A 23,818-nucleotide genomic window follows, 5' to 3' on the forward strand; every position below is an offset into this window, starting at 1 on the left:
GGCGTTCCATCCGGCGGTCAGGGCTGGTGCTCCCAGCGTTCGGTGAGGAGCTCCGGCGCGGGCGCCTCGCCCGGCAGCGGCGGGTGACCGGCACGCAGGCCGTCGAGCGCGATGGCGATGGTACGGCGGCGCGCCGCGCGGGCGGCCTCGATCAGGTCATCCCGCCCCTGCCGCTCCAGCTGCTGCATCAACGGCGACTTGGCGAGCTGCTCGATCAGCAGCGAGACGTCCATGGCTGTCGCGTCAGGCCGGAGTACCCCGGCGGCGTGCGCGCGCTCGATCAGCTCGCCGAGGAGCTCGTCGGAGCGGGCGAAGCGGGCGGCCATCTCGTCGGTCACCGCGATGCTCCCCGCCAGCGGCCCCAGAGACCCGCCGCTGAACTCGACGGCGGCCGTGACGTAGTAGGCCAGCCCCGCCCACGGATCCTCGTGCGCCAGGCCGTGCTCGCCTGCCCGCACCCACTGCTCCAGCGACAGCTCGCACAGGTGCTGGAACAGCTCGTCCTTCGAGCGGTAGCGCCGGTAGAGGCTGGCGATGCCCACTCCGGCCCGGGCGGCGATGGCCGCGACCGAGGCATGAGCCCCGTCCACGGCCAGCACGCTCCGGGCCGCCTCCAGCAGGGCCTGGTCGTTGCGCGCGGCCTCGGCGTGCCTGGGGGCTTTGCGTGCCATGCGTCCCACTGTAGCCCCGTTGCGAAGCGATTCGCTCCGTTATAGGTTCGCCATGAAACGAAGTGAATGTATCCGTTTGGGGTGGGTCATGCGCGCAGTGGTGATGGACGAGTTCGGCGGGCCCGAGGTGTTGCGGGTGCGGTCCGTGGAGGACCCGGCGCCCGGGCCGGGACAGGTGCTGATCGCGGTGCAGTACGCCAGCGTCACCTTCGTCGAGACGCAGGTGCGGGCGGGTGCCGGGCCGTTCGGCCGGCCCGCCTTGCCGCGGGTGCCCGGCAACGGGGTGGGCGGCCGGATCGTGGCGGCCGGGCCGGAGGCGGACCCGGCGCTGGTCGGCACCCTGGTGGTGAGCACCACCGGCGGCGTCGGCGGCTACGCCGAACTGGCCCTCGCCCAGGCGCGGGACGTGGTCGCGGTGCCCGCGGGGCTGGACCTGGCCGATGCGGTGGCGCTGCTGGCCGACGGCCGGACGGCGGTGCTGCTGCACGGGCAGGCCGAGGTGAAGCCGGGGGAGCGGGTGCTGGTCGAGGCGGCCGGCGGTGGGGTCGGCAGCCTGCTGACCCAGCTCGCCGCCGCCTCCGGCGCGCACGTCATCGGGGCCGCCCGCGGGGCGGCCAAATCCTCGCTGGTGCTCTCGCTGGGCGCCGCCGCCTACGTGGACTACGGGCAGCCCGGCTGGGAGGAGCAGGCGCGTGACCTCGACCTGGTCTTCGACGGGGTGGGCGGGGAGCTCGGCACCCGGGCCGCCGCGCTGCTGCGCGACGGCGGGCGGATCAGCGTGTACGGCATGGCCAGCGGCGCCGAGGCCGAGATCGACCGGGACCGGGTGCGCGTGCTGGGACTCACCGGACCGCCCGGCCCGGCCGAGCAGCACGCCCTCATCACCGAGGCGCTCACCCTCGCCGCCGAGGGCCGCCTCCGGCCGGTGATCGGCCAGACCTTCCCCCTCGACCAGGCCGCCGCCGCCCACCAGGCGATCGAGACCCGCGCGACCACCGGCAAGACCCTCCTCACCGTCTCAGCTTCCTGACCACCGCCGCGACCTTCCACCCCGGCCCGCTGCAGCCCGCGGTGAGGGTGGCTGGGGCGGGCCGGTGGGCGCGGGCACCCCTGGTCCACTGTGCTGGTGCCCGCCTGTCGACAATCTGGGTTGCCGGGCGGCTGGTGGCCTAAGGGCGTCCGGGGTTGCCGGGCGGGGTGAGGTGGTCGAGGACGGTCGCGAGGTCGGCGCCCGCTCGGAGCAAGGCCACCGTGCGGACGGCGATGCGGTCGAGGCGCTCGCGCAGGATGCGGTCGGCGTCGTCCAGCCGGGGCAGCGCGCCGACGATCTCGCGCACCGCGGCGATGCCGTACCCGCTGCCCCGCAGGGCGGCCACCACCCGGGCCGCCCGGATGGCGGCGACGCCGTACCGTCTGGCGCGCAGGGAGGTCACCCGCTCGGGGACCACCAGCCCCTCCTGCTCCCAGAAGCGCAGGGTGGAGGGCCGCACGTTGAGCGCCCCGGCCAGCTCGGTGATGGTCATCGCGTCCTCCTCCTGCTCCGGCGCGCCGGGCTCGGCCTGGATCGCGCGCAACGCCTCCAGCGCGCCGAGCGTCTCCTCCCGCTCCCGCGCCAGCCGTACGTGCACCGCCCCCACCGCCGCCGCGGCCTCGGCCAGGGGCCGGCCCCAGAGCTCTGCCAGCAGCCGCCGCGCCTCCACCGGCCCGGCCGCCGCCGCGAGCCCTCTGTAGGCCCGCAACGCCAGCACGTGCGTCTCGTGGTAGGCCCGATACCCGTTCTCCTGCCGTACGGCAGGCGGAACCACGCCCAGTCGCTCCAGGTCACGCACCTGCTGCAGCGAATACCCCGACCGCCGGGCGACCTCGGCCGTCCTCAGCACCTCCACGGTCCAACCCCACATGAGCACTTGAAGGACATGCTTGAACCATGAGTATGGACCAGATCCTGACGACCGTGCGCACCTTCGACGGCGTGCTGGTGGTGACCCCCGGACCCGGCGACGGCCTGCCCGAGCTGGCGTGGGGTGACGCGTTCTTCTACTACGCCCCCGACGGCGAGATGCCGCGCACCACCCAGCCCTACGGCACGATCGTGACGAAGGACTACCCCGACGACACCGCCTCCGACCTCGACCCCGAGGGCCGCTGGCGGCTGAACATCCACGTGGACCGCGCGACCTTCCAGACCCTGACCGGTGAGGAGCCGCGCACGCTCACCCGGCCCCGCGACTACGCGGCGGCCGACACCGTCGTCCCGCACCCGGTGTACGGCTCGCTCGGCTGGATCTCCGTCGTCAACCCCGGCCCGCAGACCCTCGACCTGGTGCTCGGCCTGCTGCGCGAGGCGCACGACGCGGCCCGGGCGCGCCACGACCGCCGCCACGGCCAGCCGTACCCCTGAAAAACGCCGAGGACCGGCCCCCGGAAAGGAGGCCGGTCCTCGGGCCGCTCGGATCAGGAGCGGGCGACCTCGCCCTTCTTGGCGCTCCACACCGACAGCACGGTGAGGACGGTCAGCGCGGCGCCCACCCACAGGACCGCCGTGGTCGAGGCGGCGTCCACGATCAGCCCGCCCACCAGCGCGCCGAGCGCGATGGCCAGGTTGAACACCACGGTGTTGAGCGCGGTCGCGGCCTCGGTCCGGTCGGGCGCGGCCTTGAAGATGAGCATCTGCACGCCGACCGGCACGGCCCCGAAGGCCGCACCCCACAGCAGAAGCAGGACGATCGCGGCGGCCAGGTTCCCGCCGGCGAGCGGGAAGAGCGCCAGCACCGCGGTGAGCAGCACGCCGCCGCCGATCACGGTGGCGTACACGTTCCGCCCGGCGGCGCCGCCGGCCAGGGCGGTGCCGGCGATGCCCGCCGCGCCGAAGCCGAGCAGCATCGGGCCGATCAGCTCGGCGTCCAGGCCGGAGATCTCCTGGAGGATCGGGCTGATGAAGGTGTAGGCGGCCATGTGCCCCATGACCAGCAGGAACGTGGTCAGGATGGCGGCACGGACGACGCGGTCCCCGAACAGGCCGACCAGCGTGCGCACCCGCAACGACTGGTGCGCGGGCAGGCTCGGCAGCAGCAGGAACAGCGCCGCCACCGCCAGCACGCCGAGCCCGGCCAGCGTGATGAAGGCGATGCGCCAGTCGGTCAGCCCGCCGATCAGCGTGCCGGCCGGTACGCCGAGGACGTTGGCCGCCGTGGCGCCGCCGAAGGCGATCGCGGTGGCGCGGGCCACGTGCTCACCCGGCACCAGGCGTACGGCGATGCCGGCCGCCAGCGCCCAGAAGCCGCCGATGCTGATCCCGACCAGGAACCGCGCCACCAGCAACGGCACGAAACCCGAGGCCAGGAAGGACAGCACGTTGGCGGCGACCATCAAGGTGATCAGGCCGAGCAGGACCTTGCGGCGGTCCATCCGCCCGATCGCCACCGGCACCAGCAACGCGCTGGCCGAGGCGACCAGGCCGGGCACGGTGACCATCAGCCCGGCGGTGCCCTCGCTGATGCGAAGGTCGCCGCCGATCGAGGTGAGCAGGCCGACCGGGAGCTGCTCGGCGGTCACCACCAGGAAGGTGCCGACCGCCACGGCGATCACGGCCAGCCAGTTCTTCAACGTGACGCGCTCGGCGCCGGCGCCGGCGCGGGAGGGGGACTCAACGGGACTCATACTCTGACCTTCTTAGGAGACACGACGACTTCCTCAGGGGAAGTGACTGCAGGCTGTCCAGGGCGCGGCGGGGCACCCGGTCTGGCGGGGGTCTGGCCGAGGAAGGTACCGCCGAGGGCGATCGCCATCCCCAGCACCTGGAGGGGCGACAGGCTCTGGCCGAGCGCGGCCCAGCCGATGATCGCGGCGGACAGCGGGCTCAGCAGGGCGAGGAAGGAGACGGAGGTGGCCGGCAGCCGGGAGATCCCGCGGAACCAGATCCAGTAGGCGACCGCGGTGCCCACGACGCCGAGGTAGGCGTAGCCCAGCACGGCCTGGCCGTCGAGCACGGGCGGCGCCCCTTCGACGAGGAAGGCCACCGGCAGGAGCAGCAGGCCGCCGGCGGTGAGCTGCCAGGCGGCGATCGCGGCCGGTCCGGCGCCGGCGGGCCGGCCCCAGCGCTTGGCCAGAACGGTCCCGGCGGCCATCGCCGCCGATCCGGCGACCCCGGCCGCGATGCCGGCCGCGTCCAGCGCCGCGTTCGCCCGCAGGACCACCAGGCTGACGCCCAGCACTCCGGCGAGCCCGGCCAGCACCTTGCGCCGGGTGGGCGGCTCGGCCAGCCACGCGGCGGCGAAACCGAGCGCGAACAGCGGCCCGGCCGCGCCCAGCACCGCGGCCACCCCGCCCGGCAGCCGGTAGGCGGCCAGGAACAGCAGCGGGAAGAACGCCCCGATGTTCAGCACCCCGAGGACGGCCGCCCGCCAGATCCACACCCCCTTCGGCAGGGTCCTGGCCACCGCCAGCAGGACCAGTCCAGCGGGCAGCGCTCGCATCAGGGCGGTGAACAGGGGGCGGTCGGGCGGCAGGAACTCGGTGGTCACCGCGTAGGTCGAGCCCCAGGCCAGCGGCGTCAACGCGGTGAGCGCGACGGTGCCCCAGAGCGGGACGGCGCGCGTCGGCAAGCTGGACATCTGTTCTCTCCTCGTTAATAATCTCAACGTTGAGATAATCTCCCAAGACAGCTTCAACGTCAAGTTGCTTAACGTTAAGATAGTTACCGTTGAGAGGGTGCGCCGATGAGTGACGCCGTGGACCAGCTTCTGGAGCAGTGGAAACGGGAGCGCCCCGACCTGGCCCCCTGGCCCATGGGCATCGTCGGGCGCATCACCCGGCTCTCGCTCCTGCTCGACCGGGAGCTCAAGGAGTTCTTCAACCAGCACGGCCTCGAACGCTGGGAGTTCGACGTCCTGGCGACCCTGCGCCGCTCAGGGCCGCCCTACGAGCTCACCGCCGGCGCGCTCAACCGCGCCGCCATGGTCACCTCCGGCGCGATCACCAACCGCATCGACCGCCTGGCCGGTCGCGGGCTCGTCGAGCGCATCCGCGACGAGGACGACCGCCGCTCGGTCCGGGTACGGCTGACCGACGAGGGCTGGCGGCTGATCGAGGAACTGGTCCCGCTGCACGTGGCCAACGAGGCCCGCATCCTGCACACCCTCGGCGAGGAGGAGCGCGAGCAACTCGCGGGCGCGCTGCGCGGGCTGCTGGAGTCGCTGGGCGACACCTCCCTGGACTAGTTTTCGGTCCAGGGGCGCAGCTTCTCGGGATTGCGGACGGCCCAGAGCTGGGTGATGCGGTCGCCGACGACCTCCAGCGCGATCACCGCGACCGTCGCGCCGTCCAGGTGTGCCACCAGGCCCGGCCGGCCGTTGACCGTACGCTCGCGGAAGGCCAGATCCGGGACCAGCGTGGCGAGCTCGACCAGCACCCGGGCGATCTCCCTGGCCCCGTTGATCGGCTCCAGGACGGCGGAGACCAGCCCGCCGCCGTCGGCCAGGCCGGTCGCCTCCGGGTCGAGCAGGGCGACGAGCGCCTCGATGTCCTTGGCCGCCCAGGCCTGCTTGAAGCTCCGGACGATCTCGGCGCTGCGCGCGGCCGGAGCCTGCGCCGGGGCCGAGTCCCGGATGCGCCGCCGCGCGGAGGAGGCGAGCTGCCGGCAGGCCCCCGGCGTGCGGCCGACGATCTCGGCCACCTCGGTGAACGGATAGCGGAAGACGTCGTGCAGGACGAAGGCGACCCGCTCGGCCGGCGTCATCTCCTCCAGGACCACCAGAAAGGCCATGGAGACCGATTCGTCGAGCGTCACCCGGTCGGCCGGGTCCGGTGAGCGCCCGCTGATCCACTCGCTCCGGTCCGGCACGGGCTCGGGGATCCACGCCCCGACATAGCTCTCCCGCCGCACCCGCGCCGAACGCAGCAGGTCGAGGCAGACGCGGCCGGCGACCTTGGTGAGCCAGGCGCCCGGCGACTCGATCGCCTCCTGCTGCGCGCGGGACATCGCGTACCAGCGGGTGTAGGTCTCCTGCACCACGTCCTCGGCGTCGGCCAGCGAGCCGAGCAGGCGGTAGGCGAGGTTGATGAGCTGCCGCCGCTCGCTCATGATCGCGCTCAGGCCCGGGTCGAGCTCGCCGCCGTCCGGTTCGGGTCGCGTGGTCATGGTTCTCCCTCGTCGTCGCGGCCTGTCCCTCCTCCTGACGAGACACCGCCGCCGAACGTGAGGCCTCACCTTCCGGGCGGCTACCCCGTCGTATCGCTGTCACCCCTTCGACCTGGGAGTCAGCACCGATGTCCGACCTCCGTACCTCCGAGCTCACCGGCCACTACACCCTCGACCCCGCCCGCACCCGCCTGGCCTTCCTCACCCGCCACACCATGGGCCCGTGGGTGCGCGGCCGGTTCGACGCCTTCGAGGGCAGCGCCCGCCTCGACGGCCACGACCCGGCGAACTCCACGGTCGAGGTCGCCGTCCAGGCGGGCAGCATCCAGACCGGCAACCCGCAGCGCGACGAGCACCTGCGGGCCCGCTTCCTCGACGTCGCCGCGCACCCGCTCATCCGCTTCGCCTCGACCGGGGTGGCCCAGCTCGGGCCCGCCGCCTTCCGGGTCACCGGTGGCCTCACCATCCGCGGCGTCACCCGGCCGATCACCGTGGACCTCGGGCTGCGGTACGGCGAGCAGGACGCCCTGGTGTTCGAGGGCTCGGTCGGCGTCAACCGGATGAAGTGGGGCGTGAACTGGAACGCGGCGACGAGCCTGCTGCTCGCCAAGGAGGTGACGCTGGAGCTCGAGATCACCGCAATCCCGTGACTGTGTTAGCGTTCTGGTCACGAGTTAGCCGGAGGTGAGGTCGTGGCCAGGACGCAGCGGACCGATCTGCGCGAGCGCGCCGACGCGCTCCTGGACGCCGCGGCGACCCTGCTGATCGAGGTGGGGTCGCGGGAACTGCGCATCGACGAGGTGGCGCGGCGGGCCGGGGTCGGCAAGGGCACGGTCTACCTGCACTGGCGCAGCCGGGAGGAACTGCTGCTGGCGGTGGGCGCGCGGGCGGCGGTCGCGATGCTCGACGAGGTCCTCGCCGCCATCCGCGCCGACCCTGTCGAGGCCGCCCTGCACCGCTACCTGCGGCGGCACTTCCTCGCGGCCATGCGGCGGCCCCTTTTGCGCAGCCTGTTCGCCGACCCCGCCCACCCCGGCGCCCACCCGGCCCGGGCCGGGGTCCTGGCCGCCAAGCTCGTCGCGGCCCGCGCGCACCTCGCCGCCCTGCGCGAGCACGGCCTGTTGCGGCCCGGTCAGGATCTGGCGGACATCGACCACGCCGCGCAGGCCATCGCCTACGGCTTCTTCGCCGCCGGACCGCTCCTGCCCGCCGGCCCCCGCTTCACCCTGGAGCACCGGGCCGACCAGCTCGCCGACGTCATCCGCCGCTCCTTCGAGCCCTCCACCCCGCCCGCACCCGAGCTCTTCGCCGCCGCCGCGCCCCAGGTCCTGGCCGCCTTCGCGGAGCTCAGGACCGAGTTCCACCACCTGGCCTACGGCCCATAGCCCCGGCCCCTTCAGACCCGCCGCCCGACCCCTCCCTGACCCGCGATCACTCCCTGCCCCGCGATCACTCCCTGCCCGCGCCCTTCACGCCCCGCGACCCTTCACGCCCGAACCGCAGACCCAGAGAGGCCCTCCCCTCATGGCCAGCAGCGACCTCACCGGCCTTCACCACGTCGGCCTCGTCGTCCACGACCTGGGCGCCGCGATCGACACCTTCCGCCGCCTGGGCTTCCGAGTCGGCCCGCCCGCCTACCCCGCACTGCCACCCACCCCCGGCGCGCCACCCGAGCCGGTCGGCGCGGGCAACACCCACGCCGACTTCCCCCGCGGCTTCGTCGAACTCCTCGCCTTCGCCCCCACCGATCGGACCGGACCGCCCGCCTCCGCCCCCGCCGAGCAGGCCGGACTGCCCGCTTTCACTTCCGGGCTGCCCGCTGACGCCCGCCTCGTCCCCCTGGCCGTCCCGGACGCCCAGCTCGCCGCGGTGCGTGACGGGATCCGGAACACCCTCGCCGGGCTGGCCGACCGACTCGGGCAGGCCGAGGGAGCGCACATCCTGGTCCTCGCCTCCGCCGACGCCGAGGCCACCGCCGCCCGGCTCGACGCGGCAGCCGTCCCGCACAGCGGAGCCCGCCCCGGCCAACGTCCCATCACCACCGCCGCCGGGACGACGCTCGCCCCGATCAAATACCTCGACCTCCTCGCCACCTCGGGGTCAGGTCTCCTGCCCGAGGGCCGGATCGGGGCAGCCGAGGACGCCCCGGCCGACCTCCTGGACGCCCAGCTCGGCCTCGACCACCCCAACGGCGCAACCGCCCTGACCGAGGCCCTGCTCTGCGTGGCCGACGCCGACCTCGACCCGACCACCGAGCGATACGAGCGGTATCTCGGCGTCCCGGCCGAGGCGGCAGGCTCGACCCGCCGCTTCACCCTCACCCACGGCCGCCTCACCCTCCTCACCCCCGCCGAACTGGCCCGCCTCCTCCCGGGCGAGCACCCGAAGCACCTGCCCACCCTCTGCGCCTACGTCATCGAGGTCACCGACCTCCCCGCCACCGAAGCCCTCCTGCGAGAAGCCGATCCCGCACGACCCGCCACCGAAGAACCGCCACGGAAAGCCGAGCCCAAGCAGGCCACCACCGAAGAACCACTGCGCGGAACCTGGCTCCAGCGCGCCGCCACCGGTGAGCCGTTCGTCCCCGCCGCAGCGGCACACGGCGCGGCGATCCTGTTCCGCCAGGCCACCACCCCGAAGCAGGCCCGATGAACGCCCGCCGCACGCTGACGACCGCCGCCCTCCTGCTGGCCGCCACCGCCTGCGGAGCCCCGGGCGGCGCCGACTCCCCACCGGACGGCCCCTGGCCCAAGACCGGCGTCCTGGAGGTGACCCTCTGCCGCGACTCCACCGCCGTCGGCTGCGACCGCGACGAGCGAGACGCCGACTGGGCCGCCATCGAGGCCAAGGTCCGCGCCATCCCCGGCATCCGCGACGTCCACCTCAAACCCCGCGAACAGTCCCGAGCCGAGGCGGCGGTCAGCCCCCGATCCCTCGAAGCCGACAAACTGGTCGGCACTCTCGACACCGTCACATCCGGCCGCGAACTGGAGCGCACCCTCTCCAACCTGCCAGGCGTCGGCATGGCCCTGGTCTTCCACCAGCACTTCTGGTCCGCGAAGGCCGACGTCTCCGTCCTGCTCTGCCACCGGGGCGGCCTCCTCGACAGCCTCCTGCCCACCTGCGAGCACCCCCCGACCGGCGAGGACCGCGAGGCGGTCGTCCGAGCGCTCCTGCCGCGCGCCGAACGCGTCTACTACGAGGACCGCGAGCACAACGCCCGCGTGTGGAACCACTACCTGCGCGAGCAGGGCACCCCAGGCCAGGAGATGCTGCACGTCAAGGGCCTGACCGTCGAACAGGCCCGCGCCGCGCTCAAGGGCGTGCCGGGCGTCGGCGGGGTGATCTCCACCCGCTTGTACGGCTGACAGCGCGGTGCGAGCGGTTTGTGAGCGACGGGCTGGAAGGTAAAGGCGTCCCTATCGCCCGAGTGCCCGAAGGAAGTCCCCGATGCCCCGCCACGCCCGCCTCCTGTCTCGTACGGCTGCCGCCGCGAGCCTGGCCGTGTTCGCCGCCCTCCCCGCCCCGGCCGCGGCGGCGACGCCGTACGAGCAGCTCAAAGACCTGGCCCGCCAACTGGTCGCCGCCGGAGCGCCCGGCGTGATCGTCCGGGTGGACGACGGACGCGGCCGGCCGGTCGAGATCGCCGAACAGGCGCCCTGGACCAGACGCGACCACGTGCTCAAGACCGGCGACAAGTTCCGCGTCGGCTCCAACACCAAGACCATGACCGCCACCCTGGTCCTGCAACTGGTCGCCGAGGGACGGCTCGCGCTGACCGACCCGGTGGAGAAGTGGCTGCCCGGCCAGGTGCCGAACGGTTCAGCCATCACCTTGCGCATGTTGCTCAACCACACCAGCGGCCTGGCCGACTACACCGAGGACCCCGTGCTGCTGCCGTCGATCCTGGGCAAGGACCGGCGCCGCTGGACCTCGGCCGAGCTGCTGGCCGTCGGGGTGAAGCAGGACCCGCTGTTCAAGCCGGGCAAGAAGTGGGCCTACAGCAACACCGGCTACGCCGCGCTCGGCGCCGTCCTCGAACGGGTCACCGGCAAGAGCCTCGCCGACCTGGTGCGCGACCGCATCGCCCGGCCGCTGGGCCTGGAGCACACCTACGTCCCCACCGGCTCCTCCTGGCACGGCTCGTACGCCCGCGGCTACGAGAAGGACGCCGCGCACCAGCCGCCCGCGGTGCCCGTCGCCTGGCGGGCCCTGGTCGGCCCACGCCGCAACGGCCACATCGATGTCTCGGCCAACAGCCCGAGCTGGGGCGGGGCGGCCGGGTCAGTGGTCTCCTCGGCGGGCGACTGGTCGCGTTTCACCCGTGCCCTGATGTCCGGCAAGCTGCTGCCCGCCGCGCAGCTCGCCCAGCTTCGCACCCTCGTCCCGATCGACCCCCAGCAGCCGGACGGGCCCGGTTACGGGCTGGGCATCCAGAGCGCCACCACCCCGTGCGGCACCTTCTGGGGGCATGACGGCGGTATGCCCGGCTACCTCACCGTCGGCCTCACCGACCGCACCGGCAGCCGGGCGGCGACCGTCCTGATCGCCACCGAGTACTGGAGCGAGTTCGGGGCCGACGCCAAGCTCGCCAAGGCGGCGCAGGCGCTCCAGCTCGCGGCGATCTGCTCCATGTTCGCCAAGCCCGTCCCCCGCGGCTGACCGGGCGATGTCCGCGGCGGGAGTGGGGCGAACGGGGGGAGCGGCGGAGGCGGCCGGGGCGGCGGCGGTGAAGGTGGCGGTCACCAGGGTCTCGACCTCGGCTCGCGGCATTGCCGCCGCAGCCTCCCTCGCGGCCCCTGCTTTCCGCGCGCCCTCGGCCGCGTCGCCACCCAGGGCGGCGGCGATCTGCCGGCTGACCTCCTGGACGTCGGGGTCGTCCGGCGCCGCCCACCCCCGCAGCACATCGGCCGCCCCCAGCAGCCGCGCGGCCTCGACCGGCCGGTTCCGCGCCACCTCGATGCCGGCCACCGCCACCGCGACCGCCCCGGCGACCGGCGTACGCCAGGACAACGCCAGATGTACGGCAGGCGCGTCGAGCAGCCGCAACGCCCGCTCCGGACACCCCTCACCGGCCGCCACCCGCGCCAGCACCCCCAGCAGCAGAGCGTCCAGGTGCGGCGTCGAGCGCCCGCCCCGCGCCGGGTCCGCCGAGGGCGCGGCGGCGGCCAGCCCGGCGAGAGCATGGGCCCGGGCGGCGGCGGGACGGCCGGCGTGCCATTCGAGCTGAGCCAGCCCCAGGTGGACCTGCGCCTGAGACTCCGCGGAACCGGCCCGTTCGGCGCGGTCGAGCAAGCGCGCGAGCCGGCCCCGCCCACCGGCCACCTCCCCCGACCGCGCCCGGTGCAGAGCGGAGGCGACCTCGTTCTCCATGGTGTGCTCGGGCATGCCGAGCTCCTGGAAGTACCGCCCGGCCCGATCCGCCAACGCGGGGGCGTGCTCGGGACGGCCGGAGCGCCGCAGGGCCGAGCCGAGGGTGCTGAGCGTGGTGGCCACCCCCCAGCGCTCGCCCACCTCCTCGAACCCGGCCAGCGCCGCCGACAACACCTCGACGGCCTCCTCGGCGCGCCCGCCGTTGAGGGTCAGCACACCACGCACCAGGAGCGTCAACGACCGTCGCCACGAATCGGCGGACTGCTCGCCAGGCGCGGGGAGGTCGCCTCCTGAGGCGATGGCGAGGGCCAGACCGGCCATCTCCAGCACCGGGTGCGTCTCGGCGGGAAACTCCGACAGCACTTCACGGATCTGGGCGAAGGCCGCCTCCGCCTCCTCCGGCCGGGTCAGGACCTCCGTCATGGCCAGGGCATGCGCGGCCACCACCACCGCCCGCCCACCCGGATCGGCAGGTCCCCGCACCTGGCGGACTCGGGCGAGCAGGTCGAGCGAGTCCGGCGGGAAGTCCCGCAGGAGCCAGAACCAGCTCAACGCCACCGCCAGACTGGTCGCCAGGTCGGCGTCGCCCGCTTCCGCCGCCCAGCGGAGGGCGGCCGCCAGGTTGTCGCGTTCGGCGCTCAGCCGTACCAGCCAGGGAAGCTGACCGGACGTGCGCAGGTGCGGGTCGGCGGTCCGGGCGAGGTGGAGGAAGTGCCGGGCGTGGCTCCGCCGTACGGTCTCCAGCTCGGCCCGGTCGGTGAGGCGGGCCACGCCGTACTCGCGGATGGTCTCCAGGGCCCGGTAACGGGGCTCGGCCGGCTCGGCGGAGGTGGCGAGCTGGAGCAGCGACTTGTCCACCAGGGACGCCAGCAGCTCGCCGACGTCGTCCGCCGGGTCGCCGACGTCGTCCGCCGGGTCGAGGGCGGCGAGCGCGGCGGCGGTCTGCTCGGTGAAGCTGCCGGGGATGATCGCGAGGCGTTCGAGGAGGGTGCGTTCGGCAGGGGTGAGCAGGTCCCAGCTCCAGGCGACCGCGGCGCCCAGGGTCTGGTGCCGGGGGAGGGCGGTGCGGGTGCCGTGGGTCAGAAGCCGGAAGCGGTCGTCGAGGCGGGCGGCGATCGCCTCGACCGGCAGGGTGCGCAGGCGGGCGGCGGCCAGTTCGATCGCCAGGGGCAGGCCGTCGAGGCGGCGGCAGATCTCGGACACCGCGGGGAGGGTGGCGTCGTCGAGGGTGAAGCCGGGGTGGACGGCGGTGGCGCGGTCGTGGAAGAGGCGTACGGCGGCGCGGTCGCGGGCCTGGTCGGGGGTGGCGCCTTCTTCGGGGAGAGCCAGCGGGTGGACCTGGTGGAGGGTTTCGCCGTCGACGCGGAGGGGTTCGCGGCTGGTGGCGAGGATGCGCAGGCGCGGGCAGCGGGTCAGCAGGGTCGCCGCCAGGGTGGCCGCGTGCTCGACGAGGTGCTCGCAGTTGTCCAGGACCAGCGTGAGGTCTTTGCCGGCGAGCAGGTCGATCAGGGTGTCCGGGGTGATCGGGCGGCGGGGGGTGGCGGGGTCGGCGAGGAGGTCGTGGAGGGCGCGGGGCAGGTCGTCGGCGGTCAGGGCGGCCAGCGGGGCGAACCACACGCCGTCGGGTGGGGTCAGGTGGCTGCCGACCGTGCTGGCCAGCCGGGTCTTTCCCGCGCCGCCCGGGCCTACCAGGGTGACCAGGCGGGTGTGGGTGAGGAGGCGGAGGACGCGGCGGACGTCGTCGTCGCGGCCCACGAAGCTGGTCAGGGGCACGTCGAGGTTGCCGCGGGGGCGTTGGTCGGGCTGGGGGGTGCGGAGGGCCTCCAGGTGGGCTTGCTGGAGGTCGGGGCCCGGGTCGGCGCCGTAGTCGTCGGCCAGCTTCTCGCGGATGCGCTGAAAGACCGCCAGCGCCTCGGCGTTTCGCCCGGCGGCGGTCAGGGCGCGCACGAGTTGGGCGTGCAGGCGCTCGCGCAGGGGATGAGCGGCGGCCAGAGCCTCCAACTCGGCCACGAGGTCGAGGTGGGACGGCTGGCACGGACTCGACAGGACGAGGGACGGGTCGGAGGGGAGGGTGAGGTCGGTGGTCGGGTGGCGGTCGGGGGGTGGCAGGGCGGTGGTGAGGATGAGGTCGGCCTCGATGCGGTCTTCCAGGGCTGCCAGGTGGGCGCGGGTGAGGCGGTCGGCCTCGGTGGGGGCGAAAGGGGCGGTGAGGACGTCGGCCAGGGCCGGGCCGCGCCACAGGGCGAGGGCGGCGCGGAGGTGGGCGGCGGCATCGGCCGGGCGGGACCGGGCCTGGCGGCCTTGACGGGCCAGGCGTTCGAAGCGCAGGGCGTCGACCGCGTCCGGCTCGATGGCGAGGCGGTAGCCGGCGGGGCCGGAGGTGAGCAGGGCCGGGTCGCCGAGGACGCGGCGCAGGCGGGAGACGAGGGACTGCAAGGCGTGGAGCGGCTCGTCCGGCGGATCCTCCGCCCAGAGGGCCTCGATCAGCGCCCCGGGGGTCACGGGGCGGCCGGCGTCCAGGGCCAGGCGGGCGAGCAGGGCCCGCAGCCGGGCGCCGCCGACGGGGGCCGGGCCGGTGGCGGTGTCGAGCAGCAGCGGCCCGAGCACCCCGACCCGGACCCGCCCCCCGCTGGGCTCGATCGAGTTCGCCATGCCCCCAGCCTGGCAGACACCCCCGGGCACCCGCGCACGCAGCAGACCCGAGCAGGCGTGCGCCCGCCTCCCAGAGAGATCCCCCGGTGGTCCCGGCGGGTGAGCTCACCCCCGTACGGCCGGCGCGCTGGCTGGGTTGGCGGGGTGAGCCGGCCGGCTGGCCGCACCGGATGAGGCCAGCCGACAGGGCCGGCGTGGACAGAGCAGAGGGGAGGTCAGTCGGCAAAGGGGGTGTGGGCGAGGGCTGAGGGGGTGAGGCGGCCGACGATGGCGGGGGCTTCGTGGATGAGGGAGTCGTCCTCCACGGCCTCGACCATGAAGCGCGCATAGTCCACCCGGCGGGTCCGGTTGCTGGCCAGCACCGGGTCGCCGACGTGGCGGCTCCACACCGGGAGCCCCTGGCCGGCGCCCTCCTCCAGGTCACTGCCACGCACCACCGTCCACCGGCGGTCGCTGGCGAAGATGCGGCGGCACGCCTCCTCCTGGTCACGCACGTCCACCACCCGGGCCAGCCGGAGCAGCGGTCCGGCGACGGCGGTGGCGAGCCGGAAGGTCCAGGGGTAGACGTCCAGGCCGTCACGGCTGATGTGCCAGCCACAGGAGAACACCAGCCGGGCGTCCAGAGGCGCATGGTCGAGCACGGCCTGGGCGGTGCCGGACGCGTAGTGGTGCACGCCGAAGGGCACCAGCACGGTCAGGACGGCGGAGCAGTCCCGCACGGCCCGCGCGACGACGGCGGGGGAGTCGGTCGGCCCGGGAACCACCTCGATCCGGTCGCCGAAGTCGGCCAGCTTGCCCACGCTCTTCTCCCGGCACACCCCCACCACGTCGTATCCGCGCTCCAGCGCCTGCGCCACCATGTACCGCCCGAGCTTGCCGGAGGCGCCGATGACGCAGATCCGCTTGCCCGCCCCCGGCTGGTCGCCCGCGCCTGACCCGATCGGTTGCACGTCCGTCTCCTCGTCCCCGACAGCAGCCTAACGCCGTTAGGTTCTCCCTAACAGTGTAAGGTTGTCAAGCCGTACGAAGGGAGAACCATGGAGGCCACCCCCCGCCGCCCCGCGCTGAGCCGGGAGGCGGCGCTGCGCACGGCGGTGGCCCTGGCCGACGAGGCCGGCTCGGGGGTGCCGAGCATGCGCCGCCTCGCCGAGCGGCTCGGCGTCGAGGCGGCGTCCCTCTACCACCACTTCCGCAACAAGGACGTGATCCTCGACGGCATGCTCGACCTCGTGTTCGCCGAGATCGAGCTGCCGTCGGACCAGGACGGCTGGCGCACCGCGATGCGCCGCCGGGCCGACTCGATGCGGGCCGTACTGCTGCGCCACCCGTGGGCGATCAGCCTGATGGACTCGCGGACCAACCCCGGCCGCGCGACCCTGCGCCACCACGACGCCGCCATCGGCTGCCTGCGCTCGGGCGGCTTCACCCTCTCCGGCACCGCCCACGCCATCTCGGCGCTGGACAGCTATGTCTACGGGTTCACGCTGCAGGAGCTCGGCCTGCCGTTCAACTCCCCGGCAGAGCTGGAGGACGTGGCGGGCTCGATGCTGGACCGGCTGCCGCGCGAGGAGTTCCCGCACCTGGCCGAGATGATCGTCGAGCGCGCCCTCAAGCCCGGCTACGCCTACACCGAGGAGTTCGGGGTCGGGCTCGACCTCATCCTCGACGGCCTGGACCGCGAGCGCGACCGCTGGCGGTAGCTACGACGCCGAGGGCAGCCGCGCCTCCCCGGCCGCCTGCCGTACCGCTGCGGCGACCAGCTTCCTGACCTGCTCCGCCGGTACGGCGAGGCCGGGCGTCCGGTAGGTCCAGGCGAGGAAGTCGGCGACGTCCAGGGCGGGGATGTCGCCCAGGTAGGGCCGGATGTAGGCGGGCGTGCCCGGTTCGATTCGCCAGCTCTCCGCCAGCGGGCCGACGCGCACCGCGTCGAAGCCCAGCCGGTCCAGCAGCCCGGCCGCCTCGGCGCTCGCCGCGTCGTCCCCGGCGATGGGCAGGGCGCTGCGGTCCGGCGCCCCGGCGGGCCGGGCGAGGGCGCCGAGCTGGTGCGGGGTGATGGTGTTGAACGCCTTGACCACCCGCGAGCCCGCCAGGTGGCGCTGCGCCAGCGCGCTGGAGGTCAGCTCGCCCGTCTCCAGTTCCGCCAGCCGGCCGTCGCGTTCGGGGTAGTAGTTGGCGGTGTCCAGGACGGTCCTGCCGGCCAGCGCCTCGGCGGGAAGCCTGCCGTACACGTGGAGCGGGATGGCGGCCACCACCAGGTCGGCGGCCCGCGCGGCCTCGGCCGGGGTGGCGGCCCGCGCCCGCGGGCCCAGCTCGGCCACGAGCCCCGCGAGGGTGCCGGGCCCTCGCGAGTTGCTCACGACGACGTCCATTCCGGCGGCGACGGCCAGCCGGGCGACGGCCGAGCCGATCATCCCGCTGCCGATGACGGCCAAGGGTCCAGACATGAGTGCTCCACAGGGTGTCGGGGATTTCCTCCGGACAGCCTGGAGCCGCCGCCCGCACCCGGCCAGGCCCGTGCTGTGGGTACGCACGGCGTGATTAGGCTGGCCGGGTGGACGAGCGGACCGAGTTGCGGGACTTCCTCCGATCACGCCGGGCCCGGCTGCGGCCCGAGGATGTCGGGCTGCGCGACTACGGCCGCATGCGCCGGGTCGCGGGGCTGCGACGGGAGGAGCTGGCCCGGGTGGCCGGGGTGAGCATCGCCCACTACACCCGCCTCGAACAGGGCAGACCCGAGAGCGTCTCGGACGACATCCTGGACGCGGTCGGCACCGCCCTGCGCCTGGACGCCGACGAGCTGACCTACCTGCACGAGATCGCCAGGCCGCCGCGGCCGTGCCCGGCGGTGACCTCGCCGCAGGCGCCGCCGAGCCTGCGTTACCTGCTGGAGTCCTTCGTGCTGACGCCCGCGCTCGCGCTCGGCCGGCACACCCAGCTCGTCGGCTGGAACGGGCTCGCGGTCGCGGTCTTCGGCGACTTCGCCGCTCTGCCGGAGGAGCGCCGCACCCTCTCGCACCTGCTGTTCACCGAACCCCGGCTGCGGGAGCTGTACGGCGCGGGGTGGGAGGCGGCGGCGCGCGAGCACGTGGCCCACCTGCGGGTGCTGCTCGGGCGCTTCCGCGGCGACGCCGGGCTCGCCGCGCACCTCGACGGCCTGCTCGCGCTGAGCGCGGACTTCGCTCGGCTGTGGGCCGAGCACCCGGTCGCACGCGCCCGCTCGCGCGCCCACGTCCTGCACCACCCGGCGGCCGGGGAGCTGACCCTGTACGGCGAGCGCGTCAGCCTCCCCGACGCGCCGGCCTGCTGGGGGCTCGACCTGTTCGCCGCCGAACCCGGCTCGGCCTCCGAGCGGGCGCTGCGCCGGCTCGCCGGAGCCGATATTCGCTGGCCCCGCGACCGTCCGGCGAGCTAGCGTGCCGCCAGAATGCCCGTCGAGGGGAGAACCAGGATGACGTCCCAGCTCGTAGCGCTCTGTTTCGACGCGAACGACCCGCCCGCCCTCGGCCGCTTCTGGTCGGGCGTCTTCGGCTGGGACCTGGTCGACGACCCCCAGGGCGGGCCGACGCTGGTGCCGGACGACGACACCGGGTTCGCCATCCGTTTCCTGCCGACGCAGGAGAAGAAGGACCGGCCCAACCAGATCCACTTCGACCTGACCAGCGCCTCCCCGGAGCAGCAGCAGGAGACCGTCGCCCGGGCGCTGGCGCTGGGCGCGCGCCACCTCGACATCGGGCAGGGTCCCGACGCCAGGCACGTCGTGCTCGCCGACCCCGAGGGCAACGAGCTGTGCGTGCTGCCCGCCGGCAACAAGTTCCTGGCCGACTGCGGCTTCCTCGGCGCGCTGTCCAGCGACGGCACCCAGGCGGTCGGCTACTTCTGGGCCGCGGCGCTGGACTACCCGCTGGTCTGGGACCAGGACGAGGAGACCGCCATCCGCTCCCCGCACGGCGGCCCGAAGATCACCTGGGGCGGGCCGCCGGTGAACCTCAAGACCGGCAAGAACCGCCTGCACTTCGACCTCGCCCCGCCGCCCGGCGGCGACCAGGAGGCCGAGGTCGCCCGGCTGATCGCCCTCGGCGCCACCCGGATCGCCACCGGCCACACCGGCGGCGGCCGGATCCTGATGGCCGACCCGGACGGCAACGAGTTCTGCGTGGCGCCGCCCGCCTCGGTGATCGGCTAGGGCACGGCGAGCGGGGCCAGGTCTACGAAGATGCGGTAGTCGGTGATCAGCCCGTCCGCCCCCTTCCGCCAGATCGACACGGCCACGACGCTCACCTCCTTGCCGTCCAGCCGCCGGTAGGTGACCTCGGTCTCGGCGATGGTGTCGGCCTCCACCCGCCACGAGCGGACGATGCGGTGGGACAGCCCCGCGATGGTGGCGAAGAAGGCCTCCAGCCCCGAGGCGATGGCCGCATGCCCGGCCATCGGCTCGGCGTTCCCGAACACCAGCCGCGCGTCGGGCGCGAGCAGCCGGACGAACCGGCCGACGTCGAACGAGTCGACCTCCTGGAACACGCGGCGTGCCTCGTCGTGGGCCATGCGCTCTCCTTGGCGGGGGCGGGGGTCGCTGCTTCGGACGGTACGTGCGGCAGCGCCGGGCGACAAGCCTCCGCATATGTGCTTGCGTGTATATACGCCGCTGTGTATATTCGAGGTGTGGTCAACAGCGTGCAACAGCGGCTGACGGCGATCTCCGAGCCGAACCGGTTCCGGATCGTCGAACTGCTCAGGGACGGCCCCCAGCCCGTGGGAGCCATCGTCGACGCGCTCGGTCTCGGCCAGCCGCAGGTCTCCCGGCATCTTCGGTTGCTGGCCGAGGCCGGGGTGGTCGAGTCGAGCAAACGGGCGCAGCAGCGGATCTACCGGCTCCACCCCGAGGCGATGCGCGAGCTGAGCGACTGGGTGCAGCGCTTCGCCGAGCTGTGGTCGGAGCGGCTGGACCGCCTCGGCTCCTTTCTCGACGAGGACGACCGCGCCACGACAGGGACGACCGCACCGACCGGCAAGGAGGACGACCATGCCTGACGGCATCACGATCGACCGGGCGAGCAACACCGTGCGCATCGCCCGCACCTACACCGCGGGCGTCGAGCGCGTCTGGTGGGCCTGGACCGACGCGGAGGCGATCAGCCGCTGGTGGGGCCCGCAGGGCTGGGACGCGACCGTCTACGAGATGGACGTACGGCCCGGCGGCCGCTGGCGCTTCCAGATCGCGCCCGCGGACGGATCGGCCGACCCGGTCCGCACCCTCGCCACCTACCAGGTCGTCGAGACCGGCGCCCGCCTCGGCTACGACGGCGCCTTCGCCGATCAGGAGTGGCGCGCCGACGGTCCCGACACCTTCCCCACGACGGCCACCTTCACCCCGGCCGGCACCGGCTGCACGGTCGAGGTCGCCGCCACCTTCCCCGACGAGCAGGCCCTGCAGCGCGCGGTCGAGCTCGAGATGGCCGAAGGCTACGCCGAGGCCCTCGACCGGCTGGCCGGCCTGGTCGACACCCCGAACAACGAAAGCGAGCCCATCATGTCCGAGCTGAACACCCTCACCTCCGCCGACGGCACCACCATCGCCTACGAGCAGACCGGCTCCGGCCCGGCGATCATCGTGGTCAGCAACGTCACCGAGGACCACACCAGCGTCGCCGGCCTGGCCAAGGTGCTGGCCGAGGACTTCACCGTGATCACCTTCGACCGCCGGGGCCGGGGCGCCAGCGGCGACCCGCAGCCCTACGACCCGGCGCGCGAGATCGACGACATCTCCGCCCTGATCGACGTGGTCGGCGGTACGGCAGCGCTCGCCAGCGGGTCCGGCGGCTGCGGGATCACCCTCGACGCCGCGAGCGCCCTGGGCGCGAAGGTGACCGGCGTCTACCTCTACGAGCCGCCCTTCATCGTCGACGACTCCCGCCCGCCGGCGCCCGCCGACTACCTGGAGCACCAGCGGGCCCTGGTCGCGGCCGGCCGGCGCAGCGAGGCCGTCGAGTACTTCATGACGGAGATGATCCGCGTCCCGGCCGAGTACCTGCCGATGATGAAGGCGGACCCGTCCTGGGAGGCCATGGCCGCCAACGCGCACACCTACACCTACGACGGCCTGATCCTGAAGGGCCTGCAGGACGGCAAGCCGCTGCCTGCCGACCGCTGGTCGATCGAGGCGCCGGTCGCGGTGGCCGTCGGCGGCAACGGCGAGGAGTTCATCCGCCGCGGCGCGCACGCCCTGGCCGCGATCCTGCCGAACGTCACCGTGCTGACCCTGCCCGACCACGACCACTCCGCCTTCTGGATGGCGCCCGAGGCGGTCGGTCAGCAGATCCGCGCCTTCCTGCTCGGATGAGCCTGCCGCTGAGCGCCGGCCTGGTGGCCGACGCCGGGCTGCCGGTCACCCCGGTGCTCTCGCCCGACGGGCGGAGGATCGGGTACGGCCGGCAGCCCGGCGGCACGTTGCACGTGGTCACCGTCGGCGGGCCGACCCGGACCGTGGGGGAGGGGCGCACCCCCAGGTGGTCGGCCGACTCCCGGCACCTGTTCTTCCTGGCCGGCGGCGAACTGTGGCGTGAGCGGGCCGACGGGGGCGACCGTACCTCCTGGCCGGTGGCGGCCCGTGACTTCGTCCCGCTCGCCGACCTCGCAACGGTCGTCGTGCTGTCCCCGGATCCCGGCGAGCCCGACCCCTGGGTGTGGAGCGAGGCCGCCGGGCACGACCGGCTGCGCCTGCTCGACCTGCGCGACGGCACGGTCACCACCCCGGACGTCTTCTCTGGCCGGCACGTGGCCGAGGTCGCCGAGCGGCCCGGGGGCGGTCCGCTCGCCGTCCTCACCCAGGAGTCGGCCGACCCCGACCCCGGCGAGCTGGCGCCCCGGCTGCATCTGTTCCACCCGGCCACCGGGCAGGTGCACGACCTGGGCCGGACCGCAGCCGCGGCCCACTCGCTCACCTGGTGGGCGGCGGCCGACGGATGGCACCTGCTCTACCTCGCGACGACCCCGCCGGGCCTCGCCGGCGGGAACGCGGTGCTGGACGTCGCGCTCACCGGCGAGCACGCCTGCCCCACGCCGGTCAGCCGCGGCTCGAACCCCGCGCACCGCAACCTCACCGAAGGCCTGCCGTTCTGCCCGGTCGACCTGGCCGGCGGCGGGCTGATGCTGGCGGCCCACGGGCTGGACTCGGCGCTGCACCGCCTCGATCCGGCGACCGGCCGCTTCACCGAGCTCCGCCGCCTGCGCGGCCAGGCCGTCCGGCTCAGCGCCGCAGCGGACGGGGCGACGGTCGCGCTGGCCAGGAGCGAGGCGCACGAGCCGCGCTCGGTCTTCGCCGGGCCCGCTGAGCCCACCGGGCCCGCCGACGGCCCGCTGGTACGGCAGAGCGACACCGCCCCCGAACTGCGCGCCGTCGCCTGGGGCCGCCAGGAGCGCCTCGCCTACCGGGCGGCCGACGGCCTGAACCTCGACGGCCTGCTCGTGCTGCCGCCCGGCAAGACCCGCGCCGACGGCCCGTTCTCGCTGGTCACCTTCCTGCACGGCGGGCCGTACGGGCGCTGGGCCGACCAGCTGCTCCTGCAGACCCACGAACCGGCGCAGTGGCTGGCCGCCGACGGGCACGCCGTCTTCCTGCCCAACCCGCGCGGCGGCCAGGGCCACGGCCACGCCTTCGCCGCCGCCGGCACCGTCGGCCAGGAGGAGTGGCAGGACGTGCTGACCGGGCTCGACCTGCTAATCGAGCAAGGCGTGGCCGACCCCGGGCGGCTGGGCATCGGCTGGGAGGGCGCCGGGCCGCATCCGCACGACGAGCGGAGCCCGATCTCCTACGCGGCCAGGATCACCACCCCGGTGCTGATCGTGCACGGGGCGGAGGATGCCAACGTGCCGCTCGGGCAGGCGGTGTTCCTGCACCGGGCGCTGCGCCGGTTCGGGGTCGAGCACGAGTTCGTCGTCTATCCGCGGGAGGGACACACCATCGCGGAGCGCGCGCACCGGGTGGATCTGCTGCGCCGTACCAGGGAGTGGTTCCGCCGGCTGAATCCCGGCAGGTCGTAGCGGGTGGGTGGTGGACAGCAGGTGCCGTCGGCGGTAACCTACAACCAAATGGTTGTAGATGATGGGGCCGTGGATCAGACGTTCCACGCGCTGGCCGACCGGACCCGCCGGGACATCCTGCGACGGTGCGCCACGGGCGAGCTGTCGGTCTCCCGGCTGGCCGAGGCCTACCCGATGAGTTTCGCGGCGGTCCAGAAGCACGTCGCGGTGCTGGAACGGGCCGGTCTGGTCACCAAGGAGCGGAGAGGACGGGAACAGATCGTGCGAACCGCCCCCGACGCCCTGGCCCGTGCCCGCCAGTCGCTCGACGAGCTCGAAGCGCTCTGGCGGGGACGCGTGGACCGCATGGCCGCCCTGCTGGCCGAGGAGCCGGCCCCGGGGCAAGCCGAACCGAGGAGAGGAACGGAAAGATGAGCGTCACCGACGTCAAGACCGATTTCGACAGTCTCACCCTCACCCTGACCGCCGACTTCGACGCACCCGTCGAGCAGGTCTGGGAGCTGTGGGCCGACCCGCGCAAGCTGGAGCGCTGGTGGGGCCCGCCCACCTACCCGGCCACCGTCGAGGAGCACGACCTGACCCCGGGCGGCAGCGTCACCTACTACATGACCAGCCCCGAGGGCGAGCGGCACCGCGGCTGGTGGCGCATCTCGTCGGTCAACCCGCCCAAGTCGCTGGAGTTCATCGACGGCTTCGCCGACCCCGACGGCACGCCCTCCGCCGAACTGCCGACGAACACCGCCCAGGTGCGGCTGGTCGAGCACGAGGGCGGCACGCGAATGGAGCTGCGCTCGGTCTTCGACTCGCGCGAGCACATGGAGCAGATGGCGGCCATGGGCATGGTGGAGGGCCTGCGGCTGTCGGTCGGGCAGATGGACGCCCTGCTGGCCAAGTAGCCGCCGCGGCGGGCGACCGGCGGCCCTCCCGCGCCGGTCGGCCCGCCACG

Annotated in this window: 24 protein-coding genes and 1 pseudogene; 16 read left to right on the forward strand and 9 right to left on the reverse strand. The window is 74.1% G+C overall.

Annotated features, from left to right (window positions below; translation table 11 throughout):
- Positions 1-17 precede the first annotated feature (17 nt).
- Positions 18-671 carry a TetR family transcriptional regulator gene (locus AB0I67_RS15425; RefSeq protein ID WP_357923436.1) on the reverse strand — a complete coding sequence of 218 codons (654 nt, stop codon included), beginning with the start codon at positions 669-671 and terminating at the stop codon, positions 18-20.
- A gap of 88 nt (positions 672-759) precedes the next feature.
- On the opposite strand from AB0I67_RS15425, the gene AB0I67_RS15430 reads away from it, so the two are divergent.
- Positions 760-1,701, forward strand: coding sequence for a zinc-binding dehydrogenase (locus AB0I67_RS15430; protein WP_357923438.1), 942 nt, complete (start codon positions 760-762; stop codon positions 1,699-1,701).
- Between the two features lie 139 nt (positions 1,702-1,840).
- Here AB0I67_RS15430 and AB0I67_RS15435 read toward each other — a convergent pair whose 3' ends face one another.
- Positions 1,841-2,557, reverse strand: a complete 717-nt coding sequence (locus AB0I67_RS15435) for a MerR family transcriptional regulator (RefSeq protein WP_357923440.1) — start codon at positions 2,555-2,557, stop codon at positions 1,841-1,843.
- Between the two features lie 41 nt (positions 2,558-2,598).
- On the opposite strand from AB0I67_RS15435, the gene AB0I67_RS15440 reads away from it, so the two are divergent.
- A complete protein-coding gene (locus tag AB0I67_RS15440; protein ID WP_357923442.1) occupies positions 2,599-3,072 on the forward strand; it encodes a DUF6194 family protein in 474 nt (157 codons plus the stop codon).
- A 53-nt stretch (positions 3,073-3,125) separates the two neighbouring features.
- Here AB0I67_RS15440 and AB0I67_RS15445 read toward each other — a convergent pair whose 3' ends face one another.
- Together AB0I67_RS15445 and AB0I67_RS15450 are read right to left on the reverse strand one after the other, a co-directional pair.
- The gene (locus AB0I67_RS15445) at positions 3,126-4,331 is read right to left on the reverse strand and encodes an MFS transporter (protein ID WP_357923444.1); all 1,206 of its coding nucleotides are present in this window, start codon (positions 4,329-4,331) and stop codon (positions 3,126-3,128) included.
- The gene (locus AB0I67_RS15450) at positions 4,328-5,284 is read right to left on the reverse strand and encodes an EamA family transporter (RefSeq protein ID WP_357923446.1); all 957 of its coding nucleotides are present in this window, start codon (positions 5,282-5,284) and stop codon (positions 4,328-4,330) included. Before AB0I67_RS15450 ends, AB0I67_RS15445 begins: the two co-directional genes overlap by 4 nt.
- Before the next feature lie 105 nt (positions 5,285-5,389).
- Here AB0I67_RS15450 and AB0I67_RS15455 point away from each other — a divergent pair, with 105 nt between their 5' ends.
- Complete coding sequence (locus AB0I67_RS15455) at positions 5,390-5,890, forward strand: MarR family transcriptional regulator (RefSeq protein WP_357923448.1); 501 nt, start codon at positions 5,390-5,392, stop codon at positions 5,888-5,890.
- Here the strand turns inward: AB0I67_RS15455 and sigJ are convergent.
- A complete protein-coding gene (gene sigJ / locus AB0I67_RS15460) occupies positions 5,887-6,810 on the reverse strand; it encodes an RNA polymerase sigma factor SigJ (protein ID WP_357923450.1) in 924 nt (307 codons plus the stop codon). The two genes, AB0I67_RS15455 and sigJ, sit on opposite strands and share 4 nt — an antisense overlap.
- Before the next feature lie 128 nt (positions 6,811-6,938).
- On the opposite strand from sigJ, the gene AB0I67_RS15465 reads away from it, so the two are divergent.
- The 5 genes from AB0I67_RS15465 (at position 6,939) to AB0I67_RS15485 (ending at position 11,472) form a co-directional block, all read left to right on the forward strand.
- Positions 6,939-7,460, forward strand: a complete 522-nt coding sequence (locus tag AB0I67_RS15465; protein WP_357923452.1) for a YceI family protein — start codon at positions 6,939-6,941, stop codon at positions 7,458-7,460.
- Positions 7,461-7,502: 42 nt separating this feature from the next.
- Positions 7,503-8,195, forward strand: coding sequence for a TetR/AcrR family transcriptional regulator (locus AB0I67_RS15470; RefSeq protein WP_357923454.1), 693 nt, complete (start codon positions 7,503-7,505; stop codon positions 8,193-8,195).
- A 139-nt stretch (positions 8,196-8,334) separates the two neighbouring features.
- Positions 8,335-9,462: a VOC family protein gene (locus AB0I67_RS15475; protein ID WP_357923456.1), complete on the forward strand. Its 1,128-nt coding sequence runs from the start codon at positions 8,335-8,337 to the stop codon at positions 9,460-9,462.
- Complete coding sequence (locus AB0I67_RS15480) at positions 9,459-10,178, forward strand: hypothetical protein (RefSeq protein WP_357923458.1); 720 nt, start codon at positions 9,459-9,461, stop codon at positions 10,176-10,178. The genes AB0I67_RS15475 and AB0I67_RS15480 overlap by 4 nt, the downstream gene beginning before the upstream one ends.
- A gap of 82 nt (positions 10,179-10,260) precedes the next feature.
- Positions 10,261-11,472 (forward strand): serine hydrolase domain-containing protein, encoded by a 1,212-nt coding sequence (locus AB0I67_RS15485; RefSeq protein WP_357923460.1) that lies wholly within the window; start codon positions 10,261-10,263, stop codon positions 11,470-11,472.
- Positions 11,473-14,016: 2,544 nt separating this feature from the next.
- Here the strand turns inward: AB0I67_RS15485 and AB0I67_RS15490 are convergent.
- Both AB0I67_RS15490 and AB0I67_RS15495 read right to left on the reverse strand, forming a co-directional pair.
- Positions 14,017-14,835 (reverse strand): annotated as a pseudogene (locus AB0I67_RS15490) (AfsR/SARP family transcriptional regulator); the annotation flags it as partial.
- A 215-nt stretch (positions 14,836-15,050) separates the two neighbouring features.
- Positions 15,051-15,785: an NAD(P)H-binding protein gene (locus tag AB0I67_RS15495; protein ID WP_357923462.1), complete on the reverse strand. Its 735-nt coding sequence runs from the start codon at positions 15,783-15,785 to the stop codon at positions 15,051-15,053.
- A gap of 87 nt (positions 15,786-15,872) precedes the next feature.
- Here AB0I67_RS15495 and AB0I67_RS15500 point away from each other — a divergent pair, with 87 nt between their 5' ends.
- On the forward strand, positions 15,873-16,535 hold the full coding sequence (locus AB0I67_RS15500) for a TetR/AcrR family transcriptional regulator (RefSeq protein ID WP_357923464.1): 663 nt from the start codon (positions 15,873-15,875) through the stop codon (positions 16,533-16,535).
- Here AB0I67_RS15500 and AB0I67_RS15505 read toward each other — a convergent pair whose 3' ends face one another.
- Positions 16,536-17,279 (reverse strand): NAD(P)-binding domain-containing protein, encoded by a 744-nt coding sequence (locus tag AB0I67_RS15505; protein WP_357923466.1) that lies wholly within the window; start codon positions 17,277-17,279, stop codon positions 16,536-16,538. It abuts the gene before it with no gap.
- 107 nt (positions 17,280-17,386) lie between these two features.
- Here AB0I67_RS15505 and AB0I67_RS15510 point away from each other — a divergent pair, with 107 nt between their 5' ends.
- The gene (locus tag AB0I67_RS15510; RefSeq protein ID WP_357923468.1) at positions 17,387-18,247 is read left to right on the forward strand and encodes a helix-turn-helix transcriptional regulator; all 861 of its coding nucleotides are present in this window, start codon (positions 17,387-17,389) and stop codon (positions 18,245-18,247) included.
- A gap of 36 nt (positions 18,248-18,283) precedes the next feature.
- Complete coding sequence (locus AB0I67_RS15515) at positions 18,284-19,018, forward strand: VOC family protein (RefSeq protein WP_357923470.1); 735 nt, start codon at positions 18,284-18,286, stop codon at positions 19,016-19,018.
- On the opposite strand, the gene AB0I67_RS15520 is transcribed toward AB0I67_RS15515, so the two are convergent.
- On the reverse strand, positions 19,015-19,377 hold the full coding sequence (locus AB0I67_RS15520; RefSeq protein WP_357923472.1) for a nuclear transport factor 2 family protein: 363 nt from the start codon (positions 19,375-19,377) through the stop codon (positions 19,015-19,017). The two genes, AB0I67_RS15515 and AB0I67_RS15520, sit on opposite strands and share 4 nt — an antisense overlap.
- A gap of 117 nt (positions 19,378-19,494) precedes the next feature.
- Between AB0I67_RS15520 and AB0I67_RS15525 the strand changes: the two genes are divergently transcribed.
- The 5 genes from AB0I67_RS15525 (at position 19,495) to AB0I67_RS15545 (ending at position 23,768) form a co-directional block, all read left to right on the forward strand.
- The gene (locus AB0I67_RS15525) at positions 19,495-19,863 is read left to right on the forward strand and encodes a metalloregulator ArsR/SmtB family transcription factor (RefSeq protein WP_357923474.1); all 369 of its coding nucleotides are present in this window, start codon (positions 19,495-19,497) and stop codon (positions 19,861-19,863) included.
- Entirely contained in the window at positions 19,856-21,172 is a 1,317-nt protein-coding gene (locus AB0I67_RS15530; protein ID WP_357923476.1) for an alpha/beta fold hydrolase, read from the forward strand. Before AB0I67_RS15525 ends, AB0I67_RS15530 begins: the two co-directional genes overlap by 8 nt.
- Entirely contained in the window at positions 21,169-22,872 is a 1,704-nt protein-coding gene (locus AB0I67_RS15535) for a prolyl oligopeptidase family serine peptidase (protein WP_357923478.1), read from the forward strand. The genes AB0I67_RS15530 and AB0I67_RS15535 overlap by 4 nt, the downstream gene beginning before the upstream one ends.
- Positions 22,873-22,941: 69 nt before the next feature.
- Complete coding sequence (locus tag AB0I67_RS15540) at positions 22,942-23,286, forward strand: metalloregulator ArsR/SmtB family transcription factor (RefSeq protein ID WP_357923480.1); 345 nt, start codon at positions 22,942-22,944, stop codon at positions 23,284-23,286.
- The gene (locus tag AB0I67_RS15545; protein ID WP_357923482.1) at positions 23,283-23,768 is read left to right on the forward strand and encodes an SRPBCC domain-containing protein; all 486 of its coding nucleotides are present in this window, start codon (positions 23,283-23,285) and stop codon (positions 23,766-23,768) included. Before AB0I67_RS15540 ends, AB0I67_RS15545 begins: the two co-directional genes overlap by 4 nt.
- The last annotated feature ends 50 nt before the right edge of the window (positions 23,769-23,818 follow it).

The organism is Nonomuraea sp. NPDC050310 (assembly GCF_040655795.1).
Lineage (GTDB): Bacteria > Actinomycetota > Actinomycetes > Streptosporangiales > Streptosporangiaceae > Nonomuraea.

Coding starts and splice junctions, on each gene's coding strand:
- sigJ (WP_357923450.1), bottom strand. CDS start 6,810: ATGACCACGCGACCCGAACCGGACGGCGGCGAGCTCGACCCGGGCCTG.
- AB0I67_RS15475 (WP_357923456.1), top strand. CDS start 8,335: ATGGCCAGCAGCGACCTCACCGGCCTTCACCACGTCGGCCTCGTCGTC.
- AB0I67_RS15450 (WP_357923446.1), bottom strand. CDS start 5,284: ATGTCCAGCTTGCCGACGCGCGCCGTCCCGCTCTGGGGCACCGTCGCG.
- AB0I67_RS15535 (WP_357923478.1), top strand. CDS start 21,169: ATGAGCCTGCCGCTGAGCGCCGGCCTGGTGGCCGACGCCGGGCTGCCG.
- AB0I67_RS15445 (WP_357923444.1), bottom strand. CDS start 4,331: ATGAGTCCCGTTGAGTCCCCCTCCCGCGCCGGCGCCGGCGCCGAGCGC.
- AB0I67_RS15505 (WP_357923466.1), bottom strand. CDS start 17,279: ATGTCTGGACCCTTGGCCGTCATCGGCAGCGGGATGATCGGCTCGGCC.
- AB0I67_RS15545 (WP_357923482.1), top strand. CDS start 23,283: ATGAGCGTCACCGACGTCAAGACCGATTTCGACAGTCTCACCCTCACC.
- AB0I67_RS15480 (WP_357923458.1), top strand. CDS start 9,459: ATGAACGCCCGCCGCACGCTGACGACCGCCGCCCTCCTGCTGGCCGCC.
- AB0I67_RS15485 (WP_357923460.1), top strand. CDS start 10,261: ATGCCCCGCCACGCCCGCCTCCTGTCTCGTACGGCTGCCGCCGCGAGC.
- AB0I67_RS15440 (WP_357923442.1), top strand. CDS start 2,599: ATGAGTATGGACCAGATCCTGACGACCGTGCGCACCTTCGACGGCGTG.
- AB0I67_RS15530 (WP_357923476.1), top strand. CDS start 19,856: ATGCCTGACGGCATCACGATCGACCGGGCGAGCAACACCGTGCGCATC.
- AB0I67_RS15430 (WP_357923438.1), top strand. CDS start 760: ATGCGCGCAGTGGTGATGGACGAGTTCGGCGGGCCCGAGGTGTTGCGG.
- AB0I67_RS15455 (WP_357923448.1), top strand. CDS start 5,390: ATGAGTGACGCCGTGGACCAGCTTCTGGAGCAGTGGAAACGGGAGCGC.
- AB0I67_RS15515 (WP_357923470.1), top strand. CDS start 18,284: ATGACGTCCCAGCTCGTAGCGCTCTGTTTCGACGCGAACGACCCGCCC.
- AB0I67_RS15465 (WP_357923452.1), top strand. CDS start 6,939: ATGTCCGACCTCCGTACCTCCGAGCTCACCGGCCACTACACCCTCGAC.
- AB0I67_RS15500 (WP_357923464.1), top strand. CDS start 15,873: ATGGAGGCCACCCCCCGCCGCCCCGCGCTGAGCCGGGAGGCGGCGCTG.
- AB0I67_RS15520 (WP_357923472.1), bottom strand. CDS start 19,377: ATGGCCCACGACGAGGCACGCCGCGTGTTCCAGGAGGTCGACTCGTTC.
- AB0I67_RS15425 (WP_357923436.1), bottom strand. CDS start 671: ATGGCACGCAAAGCCCCCAGGCACGCCGAGGCCGCGCGCAACGACCAG.